The organism is Pseudomonas sp. GM102, assembly GCF_000282555.1.
In the GTDB taxonomy this organism is placed as follows: domain Bacteria; phylum Pseudomonadota; class Gammaproteobacteria; order Pseudomonadales; family Pseudomonadaceae; genus Aquipseudomonas.
In genome coordinates this window covers 35,437-55,884 of sequence record NZ_AKJB01000100.1, presented here as the reverse complement: position 1 = coordinate 55,884, position 20,448 = coordinate 35,437, and the positions used below count along the sequence as shown (strand labels likewise).

Sequence of the window (20,448 nt, the reverse complement as noted above, 5' to 3'; positions counted from 1 at the left end):
GACTAACCTCCAAATCCAGCGGCAACGAGTTGCCAGTAGACGCTGTTCAACGTCCCGAGCAGGATCGCAACCGTATAAGGAAAGGGCTTACCGGCCACCTCCTCCGAACTCGGGGCCATATAAGACCGCGCCCGAAGCATCAACCGATAACGTCCCAGGGTCTGCAATAATTGACCGCGCACCAGCACGATCAGGAAACCGCACAAGCCTCCCCATAGCAGACTGAAGAACACAGCCCACAAGGCGTAATGGGGGGGTAGGAAACTGCCAACCATGGCCATCAGCTTGACGTCGCCGGCAGCCATGCCGCCCAGGGCATACATGGGCAGGAACAGCGAAAAACCGATCAGGAGGCCCATCAGGCCGTCCCCCATCCCACTGATCCCACCTGAATAAGTCTGGCCGGCCAATCCCAAGGCCAGACCTACCAGGATCAGCAGGTTGGGAATGCGGTGGCGACGCAAGTCGCTCACCACCGCCACGCCCAGCAGTCCTATCAGCAAAACGGTCGCAACCAGCTGTTCCATGGACATTGCGTATCTCCCTAACAGAGTTGTTGTTATCAGCAAGTACCAGGAATAATGGCGTTACAAATTGCCCGGATTCTGGTATCTACCACGCCGCCAAGGAGCGTGAACGCCGCGACAACAGCCACCGTAATCAGCCCACCCGCCACTGCGTATTCCACAATGGTCAGGCCGTCTTCGTCTTTGGCGAACTTCACTACCGAAGCCTTGATTGTTTGCATGATCATTTTGCCCACCTCACTCGAATGTTGTTTTTCCGGAGGCAGTACGTTCTGTGCTGCCTGGATGCAACACTAGTCAGGGGCAAGGCATGGGCGTTAGGAAGATTTTGCACATCACTAGGACTTTTTTGCGGGTGAACCAAATACGGGTCATTGGCCCTTGAAGAAGTATTAAGAGGGGGCAAAACGAGGGGTGGCAGGCAAAGGCGATTGCCATTGATTCACAAGCGACAAGCGGTGGGTACCGGGTGTTGCCAAGCCACGCCAACAAACAGTCGCCGTAGACCGACTTCAGGCAACACATAGAGCGAATAGAACTAACTTCCGTCTTTCTTATCAGCATTTATTCTGCAAAGTGATAGCACGTTAGCAATACTACTCACCGAGAACGGCACGAAGAACCGCAGAGTAGAGACATGACGTCCAATTTGACCAAAAGGCCATCGCTACTGTGGTTCGATCAGACCCACGATCGCTCCACCAAGGAACTCATCGCGCAGTTCGAGAGCGCCTGCGACTGCAAATTGGCAAAAAACGCCGTGTTGCCCCACGGCGAACAGGCAGACATGATCTGCATCCATTTTGATCGCCCCGACACACCAGGCTTGAGGCTGCTGCTGGAGATCAAACGCACCACTCCTACCATCCCGATCACCATGTTCACCGTGCAGCACTCGGAAGAACTGGCTGTCTGGGCCATGCGCTCCAGTGTCTGGGAATACATGGTGCTCCCGCTCTCGGCCACCGAGAGGAAGCGCTATCTGACAGCCGTGGTGCAGTTGTGCGAGTTGCGCCGAAATGCCAACGGCCAGCGCCAGACATCGTTGATCGATCACTCCCCGACCCTGCCGGACAGCATCCGGTTGACCGCGGGACACCAAAAACACCAGGCGCTGAGCAACATCATGCTGTACATCGATCAGCACTTTCGGGACAGCATCGATCAGAGGGATTTAGCGAAGCGCTGCGGCATGACGACCTTTCGCTTCAGCCGCCTGTTCAAGGAAGCCAATGGCGTTGGCTTCACCGATTACATCCTGGACAAGCGCATGAGCTTCGCCAAGCAACTGCTCGACAATAGCCAGATGCCTATTACCAGCATCGGCTATGAGGCCGGCTTCAAGGATCCGTCGTACTTCGCTCGCGCCTTCAAGCAGTTCGTCAACTGCACGCCCAGCGAATACCGTTTGACCTGCCAACTCAGAGCGGTAGCAGCGCAACCGGCGCTGGAGGATACAACCACGCAAGCGCTCGAAAGCCTGGTGCAAAGCCTCGGAAATTGAGACGGTTTTTTAGGCGCATAGAAACTGCATTCTGCTTGTAGCAGCTGCCGAGCCTGCGAGGCTCGGCAGCTGCTACGGATTACCCGAAGTTTTTATTCCAATCAATGAAAATGACAAATAACGCGCATAAAAAAACGCCGCTCAATGAGCGGCGTTTTTTTGAATTTGGAGCGGGAAACGAGACTCGAACTCGCGACCCCGACCTTGGCAAGGTCGTGCTCTACCAACTGAGCTATTCCCGCAAATGGCGTCCCCTAGGGGACTCGAACCCCTGTTACCGCCGTGAAAGGGCGGTGTCCTAGGCCACTAGACGAAGGGGACACGCTGCCCGGAACACATGGTGTGTGTTTCGGTGCCCAGATCCGCATCCGAAGATTTGGTTCTGGTTTCACTCAGCCCTGCCCGAAAGCAAAGCCGTTTAAAACTGGAGCGGGAAACGAGACTCGAACTCGCGACCCCGACCTTGGCAAGGTCGTGCTCTACCAACTGAGCTATTCCCGCATTGGCGTCCCCTAGGGGACTCGAACCCCTGTTACCGCCGTGAAAGGGCGGTGTCCTAGGCCACTAGACGAAGGGGACACACGTACAACATTCACTCCCTACCGCGTTTCGCTGTGTGCTTTACGCTGTAAGTGGCGCGCATTCTATGGATGGATTGAGGGGTCGTCAACCCCCAGATATAAATTTATTTAAATCAATGACTTCGCCCTGCTTTCAGCAGCGATTCGGGCTTTTCCGTCGCCTGACCGTGGGCACCTATATTCTGGCATCCATCAAGACGCTATAGTCCGCGCCGAGATGATGGCAATGTGCACCTCGCACGCTATTTACTTATATATGCAGCAATACGGCCGATATAAGCAGAGCTGTAGCCGATTCAACTCGTCGAGCGGCCCTATGCGCCCAAATGCCAAGCCACTACACTCGACTCGCACGCGAACCCCATAAAGAGGTCTTACCGGTGACACCACTCATGATCACCCTGCTAGTCGTAGCCGGGATCGCACTATTGATCGCCATTGGCTACATGAACCATGTGGTGGAAAACAACAAGCTGGAAAAGGCCCGCACCAAGGTTGAGCTCAACGACCGCCTGCGTCGCTGCGGCGAAATCACCGAGACCTTCCCCGGTCAATTGATGACACCGGCGCTCAAGCTGCTGTTGACCCGTCTGGAACTGAACGTCTGCCAGCGCCTGCTGAACCTGGAAAAAACCAATGCCACGTTGAAGGCTCGGATTACCGAGCTGAGTGCCCTGGTCGCCCAGGGCGAATCGATCCCGGTCAACAACCCGCCGGCACCGATCCAGACCGAAGCCAAGGCCAAAGACGTGCGCTTCCTGCTCGAAGCCCTGCATGGCCAGATCACCCGCGCGGCACAGGACGGTTTCCTGCCGACCAACGAAGCCAAGCGCTGGATCCGCGAGGTCCGCCACATCCTGGTCCTGCTGCACATCGAATTCTTCAATAACCTGGGCCAGCATTCTCTGCAACAGAACCAGCCCGGCCAGGCTCGCCTTGCCTTTGAACGCGGTGTTCAATACCTGCGCAAACAACAGGAACCGCAGGTTTACGCAGAGCAGCTGGAATACCTGGAGAAGCTCCTGGCCCGCGCCAACGCCCAGGTCATGGACAAGATCGCTCCGGTTGAAGGCGAGGTGAACCAATTGACCGAAGGCCTCAAAGACGTCGAGGCTGATGCCGACTGGAAGAAAAAAGTGATCTACGACTGATCGTGAAAATGCTGAAAAGCCACCGGGTCAGGTGGCTTTTTTTTGCGTTGGTATTGATGAAGGGCAGCCCCTACAACCTGAAATGCCCCACCATCCCCTTCAGCTCAACCCCCAGCTGCGCCAACTCAATACTCGACGCCGCATTGCCCCGCATCGCCAGCGACGACTGATCCGCACTGGCGCGAATACTGGTGACACTGCGATTGATCTCCTCGGCCACTGAACTCTGCTCTTCGGCAGCCGCTGCAATCTGCTGGTTCATCTGCTGAATCAACGACACCGCTGCCGCAATGCTCCCCAATGCGCTCTCGGTCTGCAACGCATCGCTCACCGCCAGCTTCACCAACTCGCCACTGTTCTGAATCTGCTGCACCGACGACTGCGCCGCCGAGCGCAAGGCACTGACCAGCCGTTCGATTTCCTCGGTCGATTGCTGGGTTCGCTTGGCCAGTGCCCGAACTTCATCGGCCACCACCGCAAAGCCCCTGCCCTGCTCGCCGGCCCGCGCCGCCTCGATGGCCGCATTGAGCGCCAATAGGTTGGTCTGCTCGGCGACGCTTTTGATCACGCTGAGCACCGTGCCAATGTTCTGGATTTCCGCACTGAGGCTTTCGATGCTGGAGCTGGCCGAGGTGGCCGAGTCCGCCAATTGTTCGATCCGCGCCATGCTCTGACGCACCACCTGCTGACCGCTTTCGACCTTACCGTCGGCAGTCTGTGCCGCCTGGGCGGCCTCTTCCGCGTTACGTGCGACGTCGTGCACCGTGGCGGTCATCTGATTCATTGCGGTGGCGACCTGCTCGGTTTCTTCCTTCTGGCTGCTGACTTCAAGGTTGGTCTGCTCGGTCACCGCCGACAGCGATTGAGCAGAGCTTGCCAGCTGTTCGATACCGGCCTGCAAACCACTGACGATATTGCTGAGCCCAGCGCCCATTTGCTGCATGGCTTGCATCAACTGGCCGATCTCGTCACGCCGGGTCACTTCAATCGTTGCACTCAAATCGCCCGCGGCGATCTGCTGAGCGACACGGATCACACTGCGCAGCGGCGTGACGATCAACCGGGTGATCACCCACGCAGCAATCAGCCCCACCAGCAAGGCCAGTGCCGAAGAGCCGATGATCAACAGCGAGTTCTTTTTCAGCTCTGCCTGCATCGACAGGTCTTCGGCAACGTAGGCCTGATCCACCCGCTCCACCACTTGAGCTGCACGCTGGTGGAGTTGCTCGTAGACGGTCTTTTCCTGCGCCAGTAACCCGGTGTACTCGGCGAGTTTTTCACTGAAACCGGCGATGTGACCGGACACTTCATTGAGGACGGTCTGGTAACCCTCATCCTTGATCGTGGTTTTCAGTTGCCCGGCTTGGGTCAGTGCCTGATCGGCTTGCTCGATCTTGCCCTGCCCGCCACTGTCGTCGCCCTTGCGGCTCTGGTCCAGGCGTACGCGCGCTTCGTTCATGGCCTGCAACATCAGCCGCGATACCTGACTGACCTGATTGGCCTGCTCGATGAATTGCGCGCCGTCCTTGCCCTCAGATTCCTTCAAGGTATAGGCACCATCATCGGTGAGCCCGGCCTGCAGCACGTCCAGGTTATTGGCCACGCTGGATACCGACCAACTGGCCATTTCCAGCGCAAGGTCTTTGGCCTGACTCAGCGAGACGAACTCGTCAAAAGCCTTGCGATAAGCCCCCAGAGATTGCTCGACATCATTCATGACCGGCACGTTGGCCGCTGACTGGGCCTTGAGCTGGGTCGCCAGAGCGATCAGAGCGTCTACCCCGGCGCGCAAGGCGTCCGCGGTTTTCGGATTACCGTGCAAGGCGTATTCCTGCTCGAGCAGGCGAACCTTGAGCAAACCACTGTTGAGCGACGACATCTGCTTGAGCCCGTCGAAGCGCTGACTGATGGTTTGCAGGGACCATACGCCGATGGCCGCCACCAAGGCAGTCAACAGCAGTACCAGTACAAACCCGACACCCAGTTTTTTCGCCATACCGAGGTTGGCAAAACGTCCTTGCACGGCCGAAATCATTGCACTTAGTCCCCTGCCATTGTCTGTGGATGCAGATTCGCAACGGGCTTGTGCCAACACAAGTCTCTGGCGTCGGAATAATGGCAAAAAGCTACGCCCGCGTCGCTTTCAGAACGCTCGAGGTCGATCCCCAGGGTCTGTTGACGTTTGGTGACGAACCGCGTTGCGATGCCAAACGTCAACAGACCCTGGCGGTGGCTTGAAAAAATGCCCGGGCGCGAGGATCACAGGCATAGGCAACATTGATGCGCTGCCAGTCATCCGCTTGGCCGCTCGGACTGAACGCCGTCGGGCAAGACAGCAGGACACCAAAACGCCGCGCCTGAGTTCGCACCTGAGCGCGGTCGGACTTGCGCGATCGCGCCCAGATGAACAGGCCGCCCGCCGGCTTGCCGAAAACCTCCCACTCCGCGTCTTCGAGCACCTGCAAGGCCGCTTCCCTGCCAGTGCTTAAACGCTGGCGCTGACGCTGCACCAATTTGCGGTAGGCACCACTGGCCAACAGACAAGCCAGCACCGACTCGCTAAACCCCGAAGCCCCCATGCTGCTGATCATCTTGACCTGCGCCAGTCGCGAAATCACATCGGCGCTGGCCACTACAAAGCCAACCCGCAATGAACTGCTGAGGGTTTTGGAGTAGCTGCCGACGTAGATCACGTTGTCATCGATACCGAGAGCCGCAAGGCGCGTGCCGGGACCGCTGTGAAAATCAGCATAGACGTCGTCTTCGATCACCAGCGCGCCATGGTTTTTGGCCAGTTGCAGGACCTGCTGAGCCACCCCCGTGGTCAAACAGCTGCCAGTGGGGTTGTGATAAAAGCTGTTGATGAACAAGCCGCGGGGTTTGTACCTCAACAACAATGCCTCGAGTGCTTCGGTATCTGGCCCGCGAGGGGTTCGTGGCACCTCGATCATGCTGACCCCGTGCAGCCTGAGCAAATCGAACAACATCGAATAACCGGGGCTCTCCACCACCACGCAATCGCCCGGTTTGAATAGAGTACGCACAATCAGATCGAGCCCATGACTGGCCCCCGCCGTGGTCAGTATTCGGCTTTCATCCACCTCGATACTCAGCTGCTTCAACCGTTTGAGGATCTGCTGGCGTAAAGCAGGCAGGCCCAGTGGCGTGCTGTAATTGAACAACCCGGCCATGTCGGTGCGGCTGACCTGGCGTATGGCGTAGCAAAGGTCGTCAGTCTCGCGCCAGCTTTCGGGCAGGCCGCCGCAACCCAGTTTCAGTTCCTCGACATGGCCGCTTTGCTTCTCCTCAACCCCTTCGAACCAGGGAAGATCGCGTTGCTCCTGAGCGGCCAGCACCGTTGCCGCGACAAAGAAACCCGCCCCGTTACGCGTCTCCAGTACCCCTTGAGCCACCAGCCGTTCACAGGCCTCGACGACACTGGATTGACTGAGCAGATTGATCCGCGCGATTTGTCGTACGGAAGGCAAACGCCCCCCCGGCGTCACCTCGCCGCGACGGAGCCAGTCGGCCAATGCGTCGACGATTTGCTGCACGACAGGCACCAATGCCTCCCGATCGATTCTCAACTCCATGAGCAAGCAAACTCCTGTCCGTTTTGCGGGGAACAGTTAATCACAGGAGCGCTCCAGGGGATGTGCGACAACACCGCCAAAACCCTCAGATCTAATCATTTGAAACACATTGATCGGCGTCTTCACGGAATCAACGCCGATGTATGTAGTGCTGAGATACCTGTGGCGAGGGAGCTTGCTCCCGCTTGAGTGCGTAGCACTCACAAGATTTTGGGGCCGCTACGCAGCCCAGCGCGAGCAAGCTCGCTCGCCACAAAGGTAGGTGTGCCTGATTCTGCATCACGACCTAAAAAGTTAAAACGCCGTGACCCCACCATCCACCGCCAGCGAATGACCGGTGGTGAATGCCGCGCCATCGCTGCACAGGTACAGCACCGCGCTGGCAATTTCTTCGACCTTGCCGATACGCCCGACCGGGTGCATGGCGTTGGCGAACTCGCCCTTTTTCGGGTCCGCTTCGTAGGCTCGACGGAACATATCGGTGTCGATCACTGCCGGGCACACCGCATTCACGCGAATCTTTTTCTTGGCGTATTCGATGGCCGCCGATTTGGTCAGGCCGATCACCGCGTGCTTGGAGGCTGCGTAAATGCTCATCTTCGGCGCAGCGCCCAAGCCGGCGACCGAAGCGGTGTTGACGATCGCGCCACCGCCCTGGGCCAGCAGCAACGGCAACTGATACTTCATGCACAACCAGACGCCTTTGACGTTGACGCCCATGATCGCGTCGAACTCATCGATCGTGCCTTCAGCCAGTTTGCCTTTCTCGATTTCGATACCGGCATTGTTGAAGGCATAGTCGAGACGGCCGTAGGTATTTACAACCTCGTCCATCAGATTTTTTACATCGCTTTCCACCGTGACGTTGCACCGCACGAAGGTCGCTTCACCGCCGGCGGTGCGAATCAGCGCCACAGTGCCTTCACCACCGGCCGCGTCCAGATCGGCGACCACCACTTTCAAACCTTCGGCGGCGAATGCCAAAGCGGTCGCGCGGCCAATACCATTGGCCGCGCCCGTCACAACGGCGACCTGGCCGGAAAACGTCATGCTCATTGTTATGTCCTCGGAGGGAAGAATGCGGGGGATCGCGTGTGCCCAGTCTAGTCACAGGGGCATATGGCGCGGCAGCACTATCAGAAGGCCGGTTGGGCGCCCATGAGTTGCAGTGATAGAACCGCTGCCATGACTATCACCGCACTGGATCGATGTGCATTCGCAGCATCAGCCAACCTTGCGACATCGCCCATGAAGGTCTATCAACAAGACTTCATTCATCTTGAGTGCCTGTCATGACTACCCAGACCAATCGCCAGTTCCTGCTCGCCAAACGTCCCGTGGGGGCAGCCACCCGCGAGACGTTTACCTATCAAGAAGTACCGGTCGGCGAACCGGCGGCGGGTCAAATTCTGGTCAAGAACGAATACCTGTCCCTGGACCCGGCCATGCGTGGCTGGATGAACGAGGGCAAGTCCTACATTCCGCCGGTCGGCATTGGCGAAGTGATGCGTGCATTGGGCGTGGGCAAAGTCATCGCTTCGAACAATCCGGGTTTCGCCGTGGGGGACTACGTCAACGGAGCCCTCGGTGTGCAGGATTACTTCCTCGGCGAGCCGCGAGGTTTCTATAAAGTCGATCCGAAACTGGCACCGCTGCCGCGCTATTTATCCGCGCTGGGCATGACCGGGATGACTGCCTACTTCGCCCTGCTCGATGTCGGCGCGCCGAAAGCCGGCGACACCGTAGTGCTGTCGGGCGCGGCTGGCGCGGTGGGCAGCATTGCCGGGCAGATTGCCAAGATCAAAGGCTGCCGGGTGATCGGCATTGCCGGCGGCGCGGACAAGTGCAAATTCCTGATTGACGAGCTGGGTTTTGATGGCGCCATCGACTACAAAAACGAAGATGTACACGCGGGCCTCAAACGCGAGTGCCCGAAAGGCGTCGACGTGTATTTCGATAACGTCGGCGGCGATATTCTCGATGCCGTGCTGAATCGTCTGAACATGAAGGCGCGGGTGGTGATTTGCGGTGCCATCAGCCAGTACAACAACAAAGAAGCGGTCAAAGGCCCGGCCAACTACCTGTCGCTGCTGGTTAACCGCGCCCGGATGGAAGGCTTTGTGGTGATGGATTACGCCGCACAGTTCGGCGCTGCCGGGCAGGAGATGGCCGGCTGGATGGCCAAGGGGCAGCTCAAGAGCAAGGAAGATATCGTTGAAGGACTGGAAACATTCCCGGAGACGCTGATGAAATTGTTCAGCGGCGAGAATTTCGGGAAGTTGGTGTTGAAGGTTTAAAAGCTTCGCGGGCAAGCCTCGCTCCTACAGGTTATGCGCGATATCAAAATTGGCGCATAACCTGTAGGAGCGAGGCTTGCCCGCGAATGGTTTTAGCGAGCGCCGATTAAGCGAGCTCTGCCACTACATCGGTCAACGCCTTCGCCGGATCTGCCGCCTGGCTGATCGGACGACCGATCACCAGGTAGTCGGAACCGGCCTCCAGCGCCTGACGCGGGGTCAGGATGCGGCGCTGATCGTCCTGGGCGCTGCCCGCCGGACGAATCCCCGGGGTCACCAGTTGCAGCGACGGGTGCGCGGTTTTCAGTGCCCGGGCCTCCAGGGCCGAGCAGACCAGACCGTCCATCCCGGCCTTTTCCGCCAGCGCGGCCAGGCGCAGCACCTGCTCCTGCGGCTCGATGTCCAGACCGATACCCGCCAGATCCTCACGTTCCATGCTGGTCAGCACGGTCACGCCGATCAACAACGGTTTCGGGCCGCTGCGCTGATCAAGCACTTCACGGCAGGCGGCCATCATGCGCAAACCGCCGGAGCAGTGCACGTTGACCATCCACACGCCCATTTCCGCGGCAGCCTTGACGGCCATGGCGGTGGTGTTCGGAATGTCGTGGAACTTGAGGTCCAGGAACACTTCGAAGCCTTTGTCGCGCAAGGTGCCGACGATTTCCGAGGCGCAACTGGTGAACAGTTCTTTACCGACTTTGACCCGGCACAGCTTCGGGTCCAGCTGATCGGCCAGCTTCAGTGCGGCGTCACGGGTAGGGAAATCCAGGGCGACGATGATAGGCGTCTGGCAGGCGGACATGAGTGGGCTCTCAGGCAAGTCGAAATCGGCGCGCATTGTAGCGGAACCAGCGCCGCTGCGGGACCCGATGATCGGTAATTCGTCGTCGCGGCTTAGACAAGACTAGCTCCTGCGGCAATTGTGTCGAGTTCGGTACACACACGACACGCCCACAACACCCTTCAGCGCTACCCTCGGCAGCCGCAACAGGTCCTACAGCACTTCCCGCCTCACGGCCGGACGCCTATGCTGAAGCCACAACCTCGCAGCCTATCTTTGTGGTTGGCAGCCTATCTGGCAGATGAACGCACGCATGCACAACTCCCCAGCACCTCTGAACGACGATCAAAAAGCGCCGGCCGACGATAAACGCTGGAGCATTCGCGCCCTGATCGTAGACGATGACGTCCCGATCCGTGAACTGATGATCGACTACCTGGCCCGGTTCAATATCCACGCCAGCGGTGTCACCGATGGCGCCGCTATGCGTCAGGCGCTGCAAGCCGAGCATTTCGACGTGGTGGTGCTCGACCTGATGCTGCCCGGCGAAGACGGTTTGTCGCTGTGCCGCTGGTTGCGCGCCGAATCGGATATCCCGATCCTGATGCTCACCGCCCGCTGCGAACCCACCGACCGGATCATCGGCCTGGAACTGGGTGCCGACGACTACATGGCCAAGCCATTCGAGCCGCGGGAGCTGGTCGCACGGATTCAGACCATTCTGCGTCGGGTGCGCGACGACCGCACCGAACAGCGTGCGAATGTTCGCTTCGACAACTGGCGCCTCAATAGCGTGCTGCGCCAGTTGATCGCCGCCGATGGCCTGGTGGTGCCGTTGTCCAACGCCGAATTCCGTTTGCTCTGGGTGTTCATCGAACGTCCGCGCCGGGTACTCAGCCGCGAACAACTGCTGGACGCCGCCCGCGGTCGCTCGATCGAAGCGTTTGATCGCAGCATCGATTTGCTCGTCTCGCGCCTGCGCCAGAAACTGGGTGACGATCCGAAAGCGCCACAACTGATCAAGACCGTTCGCGGCGAGGGTTACCTGTTCGACGCACGAGACATCGGCTGATGCGTGCGCGCTTCGATACGCTGTTCGGCCGCCTGTTTGGCGTGCTGCTGCTGGCGATCGTACTCGCGCACCTGTTGGCGTTCCTCTGGTTCAAGCATTACGGTCCACCGCCTCCCCCTCCTCCTCCGCCGGAATTTTCCGAGCGCTTCGACGGACAACGCCCACCACCGGACCCGCGCTTCGGCAACCGGCCGCCACGGCCGTGGTTCGGCGGGCCGCTGGTGCCGCTGACCTTTCAGTTTGTCTCGCTGATCATCGCCGCCTGGTACGGCGCCAAGTTGCTGACCCGCCCGATTCAACGCCTGAGCGATGCCGCCGAGCGCCTGAGTGAAAATCTCGACAGCCCGCCGCTGGATGAGTCGGGCCCACGGGAAGCGCGACAAGCGGCGCACACCTTCAACCTGATGCAGAAGCGCATTCTTGAACAGATGCAGCAGCGCTCGCGGATGCTTGGCGCGGTGTCCCATGACCTGCGCACGCCGCTGTCGCGACTCAAGCTACGGCTGGAGAAGATCGATGACGACAAGCTGCAAGGCCAGATGCGTCAGGACCTGGACGACATGATCGGCATGCTCGATTCCACCCTCACCTACCTGCACGAACAGCGCACCAGTGAGGCGCCACAATGGATGGACGTGCAGGCGCTGGTGGAATCCCTGAGCGAAAACGCCCAGGACCAGGGCGCCAACGTCCAGGCCAGCGGCCATTGCGCGCCGTTGCAGGTTCAGCCGATGGCCTTGCGCTCGTGCATCAATAACCTGCTGGACAACGCCTTGCGTTATGCCGGGGACGCGCTGATCACGCTTGAGGACAGTCGCGAGGAACTGGTGATCCGGGTCATCGACCATGGCCCGGGTATCGCGGCGGATAAACGTGAAGCGGTGTTTGAGCCATTCTTTCGCCTGGAAGGTTCACGTAATCGCAACTCCGGCGGCGTCGGCCTGGGCATGACCATCGCAAGGGAAGCAGCGGAGCGGTTGGGTGGGCAGTTGAGTCTGGAAGAGACTTCCGGTGGTGGTTTAACCGCCGTCATTCGCCTGCCCCGCCTCTAAATCACACACAAATCCAATGTGGGAGCGAGCCTGCTCGCGATAGCGGTGTGTCAGTCGCATTGATTTTGAATGTACTGCCGTCATCGCGAGCAAGCTCGCTCCCACAGGGTCCGGGTCTGATCGGACAAGTGTGTGTACCAATCGGTACAAATCCCACATACCCACGACAACTTGCCCCTTGAGGCTGGATTAGCCGGTGTACCCACCGGTTTCCAATAAGGAGTGAGCCTAATGATCGGTAGTATCAGCAGTAACTACACGAGCTATACCAGCACCAGCAGCACCTCCACCAACAGTGCCCGTAACCAGCAATTCCAGAAAGAATTGCTCGCCAAACTCGACAGCAACAGCGACGGCGCGGTGGATCAGGACGAGCTCACGAGCGCCCTGGCGCAGAAAACCGACGACGGTCTGCTGGTCAGCCTGAGCAAGAACTTCAGCGACCTGGACAGCGACGAAAGCGGCAGCCTGAGCAGTGAGGAAATGGCCGCGATGGCCCCTCCGCCGCCACCGCCGCATGATCAGGCACCGAGCACCGAACTGGCCGACGCGCTGATCAGCGCTCTGGACACTGACGGCGACGGCGCCATCAGCAGCGATGAACTGAGCAGCGGCCTGAGCAATGCCGGCAGCACGGCCGACAGCTCGGAAATCTTCTCGGCCCTGGACAAGAACGAAGACGGCACTGTCAGCCAGGACGAACTTGTCGCCAGCCTGACCCCGCCGCCACCGCCACCTCAGCAGATGTCCAGCGAAGAGCTGTTCAGCCAGCTCGATACCGACAGCGACGGCAGTGTCACCGCCACCGAACTGAGCAGCGCCCTGGCCAGCGACAGCACCTCGTCGACCAGCACCGACACCAGCGCCGCACTGCTCAAGATCCTGGACAGCGACAGCAGCGGTGGCGTGAGCAGCGATGAACTGAAAACCGCCCTGCAAGCCGGCCGCGAGCAGAACACTGACAGCTCCACCAATCAGTTCAACGTGACCGAAGCCCTGAACAAAATGATCGCCAACCTGAGCAAGCAGTACTCGCTCGACAACGTGGCGACCGTGGGCAAATACCTGAACGAAACAACCTGAGTCAAAAGCTTCGCGGGCAAGCCTCGCTCCTACTGATGTGCAGGGCACTGATGCCACGTCCCCCCGTAGGAGCGAGGCTTGCCCGCGAAGAGGCCCTAAGCCCCAACAAAAAACCAGGGCCGGATATCTGAATCCGGGCTTGGCTTTTTTGCTTCAGCGGCACAGGGTTGGTAGATCAAAAGATCGCAGCCTTCGGCAGCTCCTACGCGCGATTGTGCTCAACCGCGATAAGGCGGTGAACACCGAATCTGTAGGAGCTGCCGAAGGCTGCGATCTGTTGACGTTCAAAACCCCAAACAACAAAAAGCCCGCCATTTCTTTCCAAAGAAATGGCGGGGTTTGTACTTTCAGATCACACAGTATCCACCTTCAACGAATGATCATTGAGCATGCCGTTGATGATCGTCGCGGTATCGTGACCGCCAGCAATCACACCACCCGCTCCCGGTGTGACGCCGTAATGACTGGCCAGGTTCACGCCGGCAAGGTCGATGGTCTGGTTCGGCGTAGCGCCGGCCATGGCGCTGACGTCGATGCTGGTGATGACCGATGCGCCGCTGCCGCTGACAGTGAAGTGCAGGTAGTCATCCAGCGACGCCGCGGTGCCGTTTTCCCCTTGCAGCAGTTGCGACAGGTCGAGTTTGTCGGTGCCCGGGGTGAAGTCGGTGATGACGTCGTGACCGCTGTTGCCTTTGAGCCACTGGAAGGCGTCAGCGCCGCTGCCTCCAGTGAGGGTGTTGTTGCCCAGGCCACCGATCAGGAAGTCGTCGCCGCCCCCGCCGTTGAGCACATCGTTACCCAAACCGCCGTTGATGATGTTGCTGTTATTGTCACCCATGAGGCTGTCGTTGAAGTTTGAGCCGGTGAGGTTTTCGATGCCGGTCAGGGTGTCGGTGCCGGCGCCAAGGGTGTCTTGCGCGGTGAGCTGACTCAGGTTGACGGTGACTCCGGCGGCGGCATGGGCGTAGCTCGCGGTGTCGTTGCCGGTGCCGCCATCGAGCAGGTCGTTGCCCGCTCCGCTGAACAGCAAGTCATTGCCGGCGCCACCGTGCAACTCGTTGTTGCCTGAACCTGCGGTGAGTACGTCGTTGCCGTCGCCGGCATTGATGACGTTGTTGCCCGTGCCCGCCACCAGTACGTCATCGCCCGAAGTGCCGGTCAGCGTATGGCCATCCTGATAGCTGATGGTCACGGCCGCGCTATCACTGCCGCCATGGTTGTCGTTGGCGGTGTAGGTGCCGTGGAAATCCGGGGTGCTGTCATGAGCCCCGGCGTAGTTGACGGTCATGGTCAACTGGTAGTTTTCCGAGCCCTTGCCGCTGTTACCCGGACCACCGTCGTCGATATTGGTGATGTGAATCTGGTATGTGCCGTCCGCCGAAGCGGTGATGGTCTGGCCGTCAGCGATGGCAATGAAAGCGCCGCCGTTGACCGAGTACTCCATGGTGACGTGGCCCACCGCCAGGTTGTGGTCCAGGTTGAGGGTTTCACCCTGCTTGAGGTTGACGGTGATCTGGTCCTCGTCGTTGGTATTGTTGTTGCTGACCGCCCCCAATGCCCCGCTGACCACCAGCACCGCAGTCATGGCTGCCGTGTTGGCGACGAATGCGCTACGGGCGATGGTCACCGCCTGGTTATTTCCGGTGAAGCTGAAGTTCGAGTTGGTGCCGATGAAGTCCGCGCCCCTGGCCGTCCAGCCGGTGTTGAAAGCGGTTGGCGATGCCGTGAGCGTGTCGCCATTCACGTCGCTGTCGTTGGCCAGCAGCAGCTCGCCCGGCACCACAATGCTGCCCGACAGTACGTTGGTGATGACGTGGTCATCGACCGCCACTGGTGGCGTGTTCGGAATCACGTTGATCACCAGCGTGGAGCTGGCCAGATCGCCGTCATTGTCGCTGGCGGTGAAGCCAATGTTTTCGGTGATCACCGCCGCCGTGGTTTTCTGCGAGAGGTAGGTGTACTCGCCAGTATCGAGGTTCACCAATAGCGTGCCGCTGTCATCGGTGGCGATGCTCAGGGTGTTATTGGCGGTGTTGAACGTGCCGTGGTTGGCGCCACCGCTGAAGCTCAGCGAACCCTGATTGCTGTTGGCTTTCGGGTCATAGGTGTAGGTGGTGCCGTCAACCGTGAGGGATTTGATGAAGCCGCCATCGGCACCGAAAGTACCGCCCTCGCCCAGCAAGGAACCGGTGACCGGCGCACCTTGTACGGTGCCCGAGAGTACCGAGTCGAGTTGATTGAGGTCGGTCACCAGCACGGCGTTGGTGTCGGTGTGTGTGCTGCCGTCATAGGCCACTGGATCGAGACTGTCGTTACTGACGCCGCTGCCTAGGCCGATGGCGTAGTTGTTGATGCCATTGGCATCGAGGAAGGCTTTGAGCGCGGCCTCGTCCGCGGGGCCGATGTCGCCTTCGTTGGGTTTGCCATCGGAGAAGAAGTAGCCGACGTTCTGCGCTCCGGTGAGTTTGCCCGAGGTGTTGAACGCGGTTTGCATGGCCGCCACGGCTGCGTCGTAGTTGGTACCGCCGCCCTCCGTCAGCGTAGCGATGATCAACTTGGCGGTCGCCACATCGACCCACACCGAAGTCTGGTCGGAGGCGCTGCTGCTGAAGGTGACGATCTGCACTTTCACATCACCGAGATCGTCGTACTTGTCGAGCAATGTGCTGATTGCCTGCTTGGCCAGGTCCAGTCGCGACAGACCCGATACGCCGGAAGGGTCGACCATGCTCCCGGACACGTCGATCACCAGCAGCACGTTGGAGTCGATCTGCACCGCGGGCACCGAACGGTCCGAGGCGACGGTTGTGGGCACGTCATCGACAATGCTGACCACAAGGGTGCCGGTGGTGCTGTTGCCCACCGAATCGGTGGCGGTGTAGGTAAAACTCTCGTTCAGGGTGTTCGCACCGTCGTTGGCGTTGGGCGAAGTTTTCGGCGCCGAGGTCAGGGTGTAGGTGTAGCTGCCGTCGGGGTTGAGCAGGATCTGCCCGTAAGTTCCGGTGGCGCTGCCGACCAGGCTGTAAGTGATCGCGCCACTGGCGCCAGTGACCGCACCGACCAGCGTACCGGAGCCGGTTTCACCGGTGTTGCCAGGTTCGCTGCCAGTGACCGTGCCCGCTGCCAGGTCTTGGCCATCCTTGGTCAAATCCAGGGCTTTTTCGTAGACCGTCACATCAGTATCGGTGACCGTTACGAGACAGTTGTTGTGGACATCGATGGTGATCGTGGTGGTGCTTTCATCGCCATCGGCATCACGCACGGTATAGGTAAACACGTCCGTTGCACCCGGCTCGCCCACCGAATTCGGATTGCTGTGGTACACGGCGTTGCCGTTGGCATCCAGCGTCAGGTAGCCGTAGGTGCCGTTGATTTGCGTGTTCAAACCGCCGATGGCCGAAGTCGAAGTGTCGCTGCCGGCGCGCACGCCGACCACTGCCCCTCCCACTGCCGGGCCGTCAGCACCGAGCACATCGTTGTCCAGTACATTACCGCTGACGGTGCCGCCCTCTACCACCGCGACTGAATCGCAGTAAGCAGTCGGCACGTCATCGACGATGTTGATCACGATGGTACTGGTGACGCTATTGCCTAGAGAATCGGTGGCCTGATAGGTGAAACTTTCGCTCAGGGCGTTTGGCCCGTCATTGGCGTGGGGCGTGGTGGTTGGTGCGGAGGTCAGGGTGTAGGTGTAACTGCCATCCGGGTTGAGCAGGATTTGCCCGTAGGTGCCAGTGGCGCTGCCGACCAACGCGTAAGTGATCGCGCCAGTGGCGCCGGTGATGGAACCGACCAGCGTGCCGGAAGCGGTTTCGCCGGTATTGCCAGGGTCGCTGCCGGTGACCGTGCCTGCTGCCAGGTCCTGGCCATCCTTGGTCAAATCCAGCGCTTTCTCCTGAACCGTCACGTCGATATCGGGAACCACGACGAGGGAGCAGTTGGACACGTCGATGGTAATGGTCGTGGTGCTTTCATCGCCGTCGCCATCGCGCACGGTGTAGGTGAACACGTCCGTAGCGCCCGGTGCACTGACCGAGTTCGGATGGCTGTGGTACACGGCGTTGCCGTTGGCATCCAGCGTCAGGTAGCCGTAGGTGCCGTTGATTTGCGTGTTCAAGCCGCCAATGGCCGAGGTCGAGGTGTCGCTGCCGGCGCGCACGCCGACCACTGCACCACCCACCGCTGGGCCGTCAGCACCGAGCACATCATTGCCCAACACATTACCGCTGACCGTCCCGCCCTCCGCCACCGAGACTGCATCGGCATGAGCGGTGGGTACGTCATCGACGATGTTGATCACGATGGTACTGGTGACGCTGTTGCCCAAGGGATCAGTCGCTTGATAGGTGAAGCTTTCGCTCAGGGTGTTCGGCCCGTCATTGACGTTGGGGGTGGTCGCTGGCGCGGTGGTCAGGGTGTAGGTGTAGCTGCCGTCGGGGTTGAGCAGGATTTGCCCATAAGTCCCGGTGGCGCTGCCGACCAACGTGTAAGTGATCACACCAGTGGTGCCGGTAACCGAGCCCACCAACGTACCGGAGCCGGTTTCACCGGCATTGCCCGGCTCGCTGCCGGTGACGGTGCCCGCCGCCAGGTCCTGGCCATCCTGGGTCAGATCCAGGGCTTTTTCGTGAACAGTCACGTCGCTGTCGCTGGCCGCTACGAGGGTGCAGTCCGCCACATTGATGGTGATGATTGTGGTGCTTTCATCGCCATCGGCATCGCGCACGGTGTAGGTGAACACGTCCGTGGCGCCCGGTGCACTGACCGAGTTCGGGTTGCTGTGGTACACGGCATTGCCGTTGGCATCCAGCGTCAGGTAGCCATAGGCGCCGTTGATTTGCGTGTTCAAGCCACCAATAGCCGAAGTCGAGGTGTCGCTGCCGGCGCGCACGCCAACCACCGCACCACTGAGTGCCGGGCCGTCGGCACCACCGACGTCATTGTTCAGCACGTTGCCCGAGGCCGTTGCGCCCTCGTCGATCGTGGCGAAATCAGGATTGGCGGTGGGCAAGTCATCGACGATGTTGACGTTGATCTGACCCAATGCCGTGCTGCCATCGACGTCGGTGGCGACGACGTTGAGGTTCTCGGTGATGCTGTTGGTGCCGTCGGCGTTCGGATGGGTTTCGTTATCCGTCAGGGTGTAGCTGTAACTGACTACGCCGGTGGTGCTGTTGAAACCGGTGATGGTCAGCGTATTGCCGAGCGCAGTGACAATCGATTGCGGGAAGCCGGCGGCCACGCCATCGGTGACCACCGCGATGCCGCCCACGGTCAGGGTTTGCAAACCGTCGAGGGCGGTGGCGGTGAAGGTGCCGCTCTGGGTCAAGGCGGGTGTGTTGGGGCTGGTGCCGTCGCTGAGGTTTCTCTCATAGACGGTGAGTTCGCCGCCGTCGACGTTCAGGCCATCGAGGGTCACTGGGTCATCGTTGTTGTGAATCTCCAGCACCAGCGTCGCGGTGCTGGTATCGCCATCGGAATCGGTGAGGGTGTAGACGAAATTCTCGGTAGCGCTTCCCCCACCGTTCAAGGCTTTGAAGTCGGCATCGCTGGTGTTCAGGGTGTAGGTATAGGTGCCGTTGGCGTTGAGCACCAGCGTGCCGTAAGTCCCGTTGAACGTGCCGCCGATGATCGGCCCGCTGTCGGGGCCGGTGGCAATACGGTCGGCGCCCTGGAGGTCGTTGGGCAGCACGCTGCCGGTCAGAGTCAGCAGGGTTTCCGAGGCGGTATTGGCGTTGGTGTCGTCAATGGCTTTGGGCACATCGTCGGTGATGTTGACGTCCAGCGAACCGGTGGCGGTATCGCCGTTGCTGTCACTCGCGACCACGGTGAACTGTTCACTGAGGTTGTTGACGCCATCGCCTGCCGAGTGGGTTTCGTTGCCAACCAGGGTGTAGCTGTAACTCACTACGCCGGTGGCCGGGTTATAGCCGGTAATCGTCAGGGTGTTGCCCAATTGAGTGGTGATCGACTGCGGAAAACCGGCGGGCACACCGCCACTGATCACGTTGATCCCGCCGATGTTCAGGCTGGTCAGCCCGTCAGCCGCAATGACTGTGAAGGTGCCGTTTTGAGTCAGCGCTCCGGGGTTGCTGGCCGAACCGTCCGCCAGGTGGGCTTCATTGAGGGTCAGTTCGCCCCCCGCCACCGAGAGGCCAATGAGGGTGACCGGGTTATTCGGCGCGCCTGCTCCCCCCGCACCACCTGCGCCGTTGTCGCCGTTGTCCGGGTCCCGGCGCGCCAGGGGGAATTCGGGAATACCGTTGAAGCCCGCGGTGGGGAAACCAATCGTGGGATCGACCCGGCCCGCCACTTCCTCCAGCAACACAAAACTGTGACCGCCGCCCAATCCACCCGGCGCGCCCGAGCCCGGTCCGGCGGCAGTGGCTTCGCCTGTTTGAGTCGGGTCGGCACCGGCGGCAATGGCTTTTTGAAGTTGCTCGACATCGGTCAGTTGCGCCTGGCTCGGCGTTACCGCATCGGCGGTTTCCACGTGCGGGACCTGATGCGCCAGTAATTGGGTCGTCATTTGCAGGCTGCTGTCACGCCCCAGGGTAAGCTCCTGGCCATTTTTCAGTTGCACCGCCACCGCGCCTTCGGCCCCGGTGACCAGCTGCTCGCCGGCAAACAGCCGATCGCCCTCGACCAGGGTGCGTCGGGTGCCATCACCCGCCACTGCATACACCTGACCGATGACTTTACTGACGATACCGATGAGCGTTGCCATGTGCATTTCCTCCGCTGCCAACTGCTGTCGGCATCCTGTTTGCGCGAAGAACGTGCCCATGGTTCAAGCAGGTTGGC

At 60.0% G+C, this 20,448-nt stretch carries 13 protein-coding genes, 4 tRNA genes and 1 pseudogene; 6 read left to right on the top strand and 12 right to left on the bottom strand.

The genetic code is table 11. The annotated features are described in order from the left end of the window. Positions 1-2: 2 nt before the first annotated feature. The gene (locus tag PMI18_RS06145) at positions 3-533 is read right to left on the bottom strand and encodes an A24 family peptidase (RefSeq protein WP_007905163.1); all 531 of its coding nucleotides are present in this window, start codon (positions 531-533) and stop codon (positions 3-5) included. A gap of 29 nt (positions 534-562) precedes the next feature. Further along, on the bottom strand, positions 563-754 hold the full coding sequence (locus tag PMI18_RS06150) for a Flp family type IVb pilin (RefSeq protein WP_007905161.1): 192 nt from the start codon (positions 752-754) through the stop codon (positions 563-565). A gap of 410 nt (positions 755-1,164) precedes the next feature. Between PMI18_RS06150 and PMI18_RS06155 the strand changes: the two genes are divergently transcribed. After that, on the top strand, positions 1,165-2,031 hold the full coding sequence (locus tag PMI18_RS06155) for a response regulator transcription factor (RefSeq protein WP_007905159.1): 867 nt from the start codon (positions 1,165-1,167) through the stop codon (positions 2,029-2,031). A 166-nt stretch (positions 2,032-2,197) separates the two neighbouring features. Here the strand turns inward: PMI18_RS06155 and PMI18_RS06160 are convergent. The 4 genes from PMI18_RS06160 to PMI18_RS06175 all read right to left on the bottom strand — a co-directional run bounded on the left by PMI18_RS06160 (position 2,198) and on the right by PMI18_RS06175 (position 2,610). Continuing rightward, positions 2,198-2,273 (bottom strand) — tRNA-Gly (locus tag PMI18_RS06160). A gap of 3 nt (positions 2,274-2,276) precedes the next feature. After that, positions 2,277-2,352, bottom strand: a tRNA-Glu gene (locus PMI18_RS06165). A 104-nt stretch (positions 2,353-2,456) separates the two neighbouring features. After that, positions 2,457-2,532 (bottom strand) — tRNA-Gly (locus PMI18_RS06170). Positions 2,533-2,534: 2 nt separating this feature from the next. After that, positions 2,535-2,610, bottom strand: a tRNA-Glu gene (locus PMI18_RS06175). 394 nt (positions 2,611-3,004) lie between these two features. Here PMI18_RS06175 and PMI18_RS06180 point away from each other — a divergent pair. After that, positions 3,005-3,763 (top strand): hypothetical protein, encoded by a 759-nt coding sequence (locus tag PMI18_RS06180; RefSeq protein ID WP_033036802.1) that lies wholly within the window; start codon positions 3,005-3,007, stop codon positions 3,761-3,763. A 70-nt stretch (positions 3,764-3,833) separates the two neighbouring features. On the opposite strand, the gene PMI18_RS31980 is transcribed toward PMI18_RS06180, so the two are convergent. The 4 genes and pseudogenes from PMI18_RS31980 to PMI18_RS06195 form a co-directional block, all read right to left on the bottom strand. Next, a complete protein-coding gene (locus PMI18_RS31980; protein WP_443200874.1) occupies positions 3,834-4,697 on the bottom strand; it encodes a methyl-accepting chemotaxis protein in 864 nt (287 codons plus the stop codon). Then, positions 4,695-4,919 (bottom strand): annotated as a pseudogene (locus PMI18_RS31975) (HAMP domain-containing protein); the annotation flags it as partial. The pseudogene PMI18_RS31975 and the gene PMI18_RS31980, both read right to left, overlap by 3 nt. A 1,057-nt stretch (positions 4,920-5,976) precedes the next feature. Beyond that, a complete protein-coding gene (locus tag PMI18_RS06190; protein ID WP_007905154.1) occupies positions 5,977-7,356 on the bottom strand; it encodes an aminotransferase-like domain-containing protein in 1,380 nt (459 codons plus the stop codon). A 294-nt stretch (positions 7,357-7,650) separates the two neighbouring features. Beyond that, the gene (locus PMI18_RS06195) at positions 7,651-8,412 is read right to left on the bottom strand and encodes an SDR family oxidoreductase (RefSeq protein WP_007905153.1); all 762 of its coding nucleotides are present in this window, start codon (positions 8,410-8,412) and stop codon (positions 7,651-7,653) included. A gap of 236 nt (positions 8,413-8,648) precedes the next feature. Here PMI18_RS06195 and PMI18_RS06200 point away from each other — a divergent pair, with 236 nt between their 5' ends. Next, positions 8,649-9,653, top strand: a complete 1,005-nt coding sequence (locus PMI18_RS06200; protein ID WP_007905152.1) for an NADP-dependent oxidoreductase — start codon at positions 8,649-8,651, stop codon at positions 9,651-9,653. Positions 9,654-9,759: 106 nt separating this feature from the next. Here PMI18_RS06200 and pyrF read toward each other — a convergent pair whose 3' ends face one another. Then, on the bottom strand, positions 9,760-10,458 hold the full coding sequence (gene pyrF, locus PMI18_RS06205; RefSeq protein ID WP_007905151.1) for an orotidine-5'-phosphate decarboxylase: 699 nt from the start codon (positions 10,456-10,458) through the stop codon (positions 9,760-9,762). 292 nt (positions 10,459-10,750) lie between these two features. On the opposite strand from pyrF, the gene PMI18_RS06210 reads away from it, so the two are divergent. From PMI18_RS06210 to xopAW, 3 genes are all read left to right on the top strand, one after another. Beyond that, positions 10,751-11,509 (top strand): response regulator, encoded by a 759-nt coding sequence (locus tag PMI18_RS06210; RefSeq protein WP_032835756.1) that lies wholly within the window; start codon positions 10,751-10,753, stop codon positions 11,507-11,509. Continuing rightward, on the top strand, positions 11,509-12,561 hold the full coding sequence (locus PMI18_RS06215) for a sensor histidine kinase (protein ID WP_007905149.1): 1,053 nt from the start codon (positions 11,509-11,511) through the stop codon (positions 12,559-12,561). Before PMI18_RS06210 ends, PMI18_RS06215 begins: the two co-directional genes overlap by 1 nt. Positions 12,562-12,792: 231 nt before the next feature. Next, positions 12,793-13,644, top strand: coding sequence for a XopAW family type III secretion system calcium-binding effector (gene xopAW / locus PMI18_RS06220; protein WP_007905147.1), 852 nt, complete (start codon positions 12,793-12,795; stop codon positions 13,642-13,644). 352 nt (positions 13,645-13,996) lie between these two features. Here xopAW and PMI18_RS06225 read toward each other — a convergent pair whose 3' ends face one another. Continuing rightward, on the bottom strand, positions 13,997-20,371 hold the full coding sequence (locus PMI18_RS06225; RefSeq protein WP_007905145.1) for a retention module-containing protein: 6,375 nt from the start codon (positions 20,369-20,371) through the stop codon (positions 13,997-13,999). Between the last annotated feature and the right edge of the window lie 77 nt (positions 20,372-20,448).

What these genes read in the sequence shown, in the direction of transcription:
- PMI18_RS06145 (WP_007905163.1), bottom strand. Translation starts at nt 533, where the DNA reads ATGTCCATGGAACAGCTGGTTGCGACCGTTTTGCTGATAGGACTGCTG.
- PMI18_RS06150 (WP_007905161.1), bottom strand. Translation starts at nt 754, where the DNA reads ATGATCATGCAAACAATCAAGGCTTCGGTAGTGAAGTTCGCCAAAGAC.
- PMI18_RS06155 (WP_007905159.1), top strand. Translation starts at nt 1,165, where the DNA reads ATGACGTCCAATTTGACCAAAAGGCCATCGCTACTGTGGTTCGATCAG.
- PMI18_RS06180 (WP_033036802.1), top strand. Translation starts at nt 3,005, where the DNA reads ATGATCACCCTGCTAGTCGTAGCCGGGATCGCACTATTGATCGCCATT.
- PMI18_RS31980 (WP_443200874.1), bottom strand. Translation starts at nt 4,697, where the DNA reads ATGGGCGCTGGGCTCAGCAATATCGTCAGTGGTTTGCAGGCCGGTATC.
- PMI18_RS06190 (WP_007905154.1), bottom strand. Translation starts at nt 7,356, where the DNA reads ATGGAGTTGAGAATCGATCGGGAGGCATTGGTGCCTGTCGTGCAGCAA.
- PMI18_RS06195 (WP_007905153.1), bottom strand. Translation starts at nt 8,412, where the DNA reads ATGAGCATGACGTTTTCCGGCCAGGTCGCCGTTGTGACGGGCGCGGCC.
- PMI18_RS06200 (WP_007905152.1), top strand. Translation starts at nt 8,649, where the DNA reads ATGACTACCCAGACCAATCGCCAGTTCCTGCTCGCCAAACGTCCCGTG.
- pyrF (WP_007905151.1), bottom strand. Translation starts at nt 10,458, where the DNA reads ATGTCCGCCTGCCAGACGCCTATCATCGTCGCCCTGGATTTCCCTACC.
- PMI18_RS06210 (WP_032835756.1), top strand. Translation starts at nt 10,751, where the DNA reads ATGCACAACTCCCCAGCACCTCTGAACGACGATCAAAAAGCGCCGGCC.
- PMI18_RS06215 (WP_007905149.1), top strand. Translation starts at nt 11,509, where the DNA reads ATGCGTGCGCGCTTCGATACGCTGTTCGGCCGCCTGTTTGGCGTGCTG.
- xopAW (WP_007905147.1), top strand. Translation starts at nt 12,793, where the DNA reads ATGATCGGTAGTATCAGCAGTAACTACACGAGCTATACCAGCACCAGC.
- PMI18_RS06225 (WP_007905145.1), bottom strand. Translation starts at nt 20,371, where the DNA reads ATGGCAACGCTCATCGGTATCGTCAGTAAAGTCATCGGTCAGGTGTAT.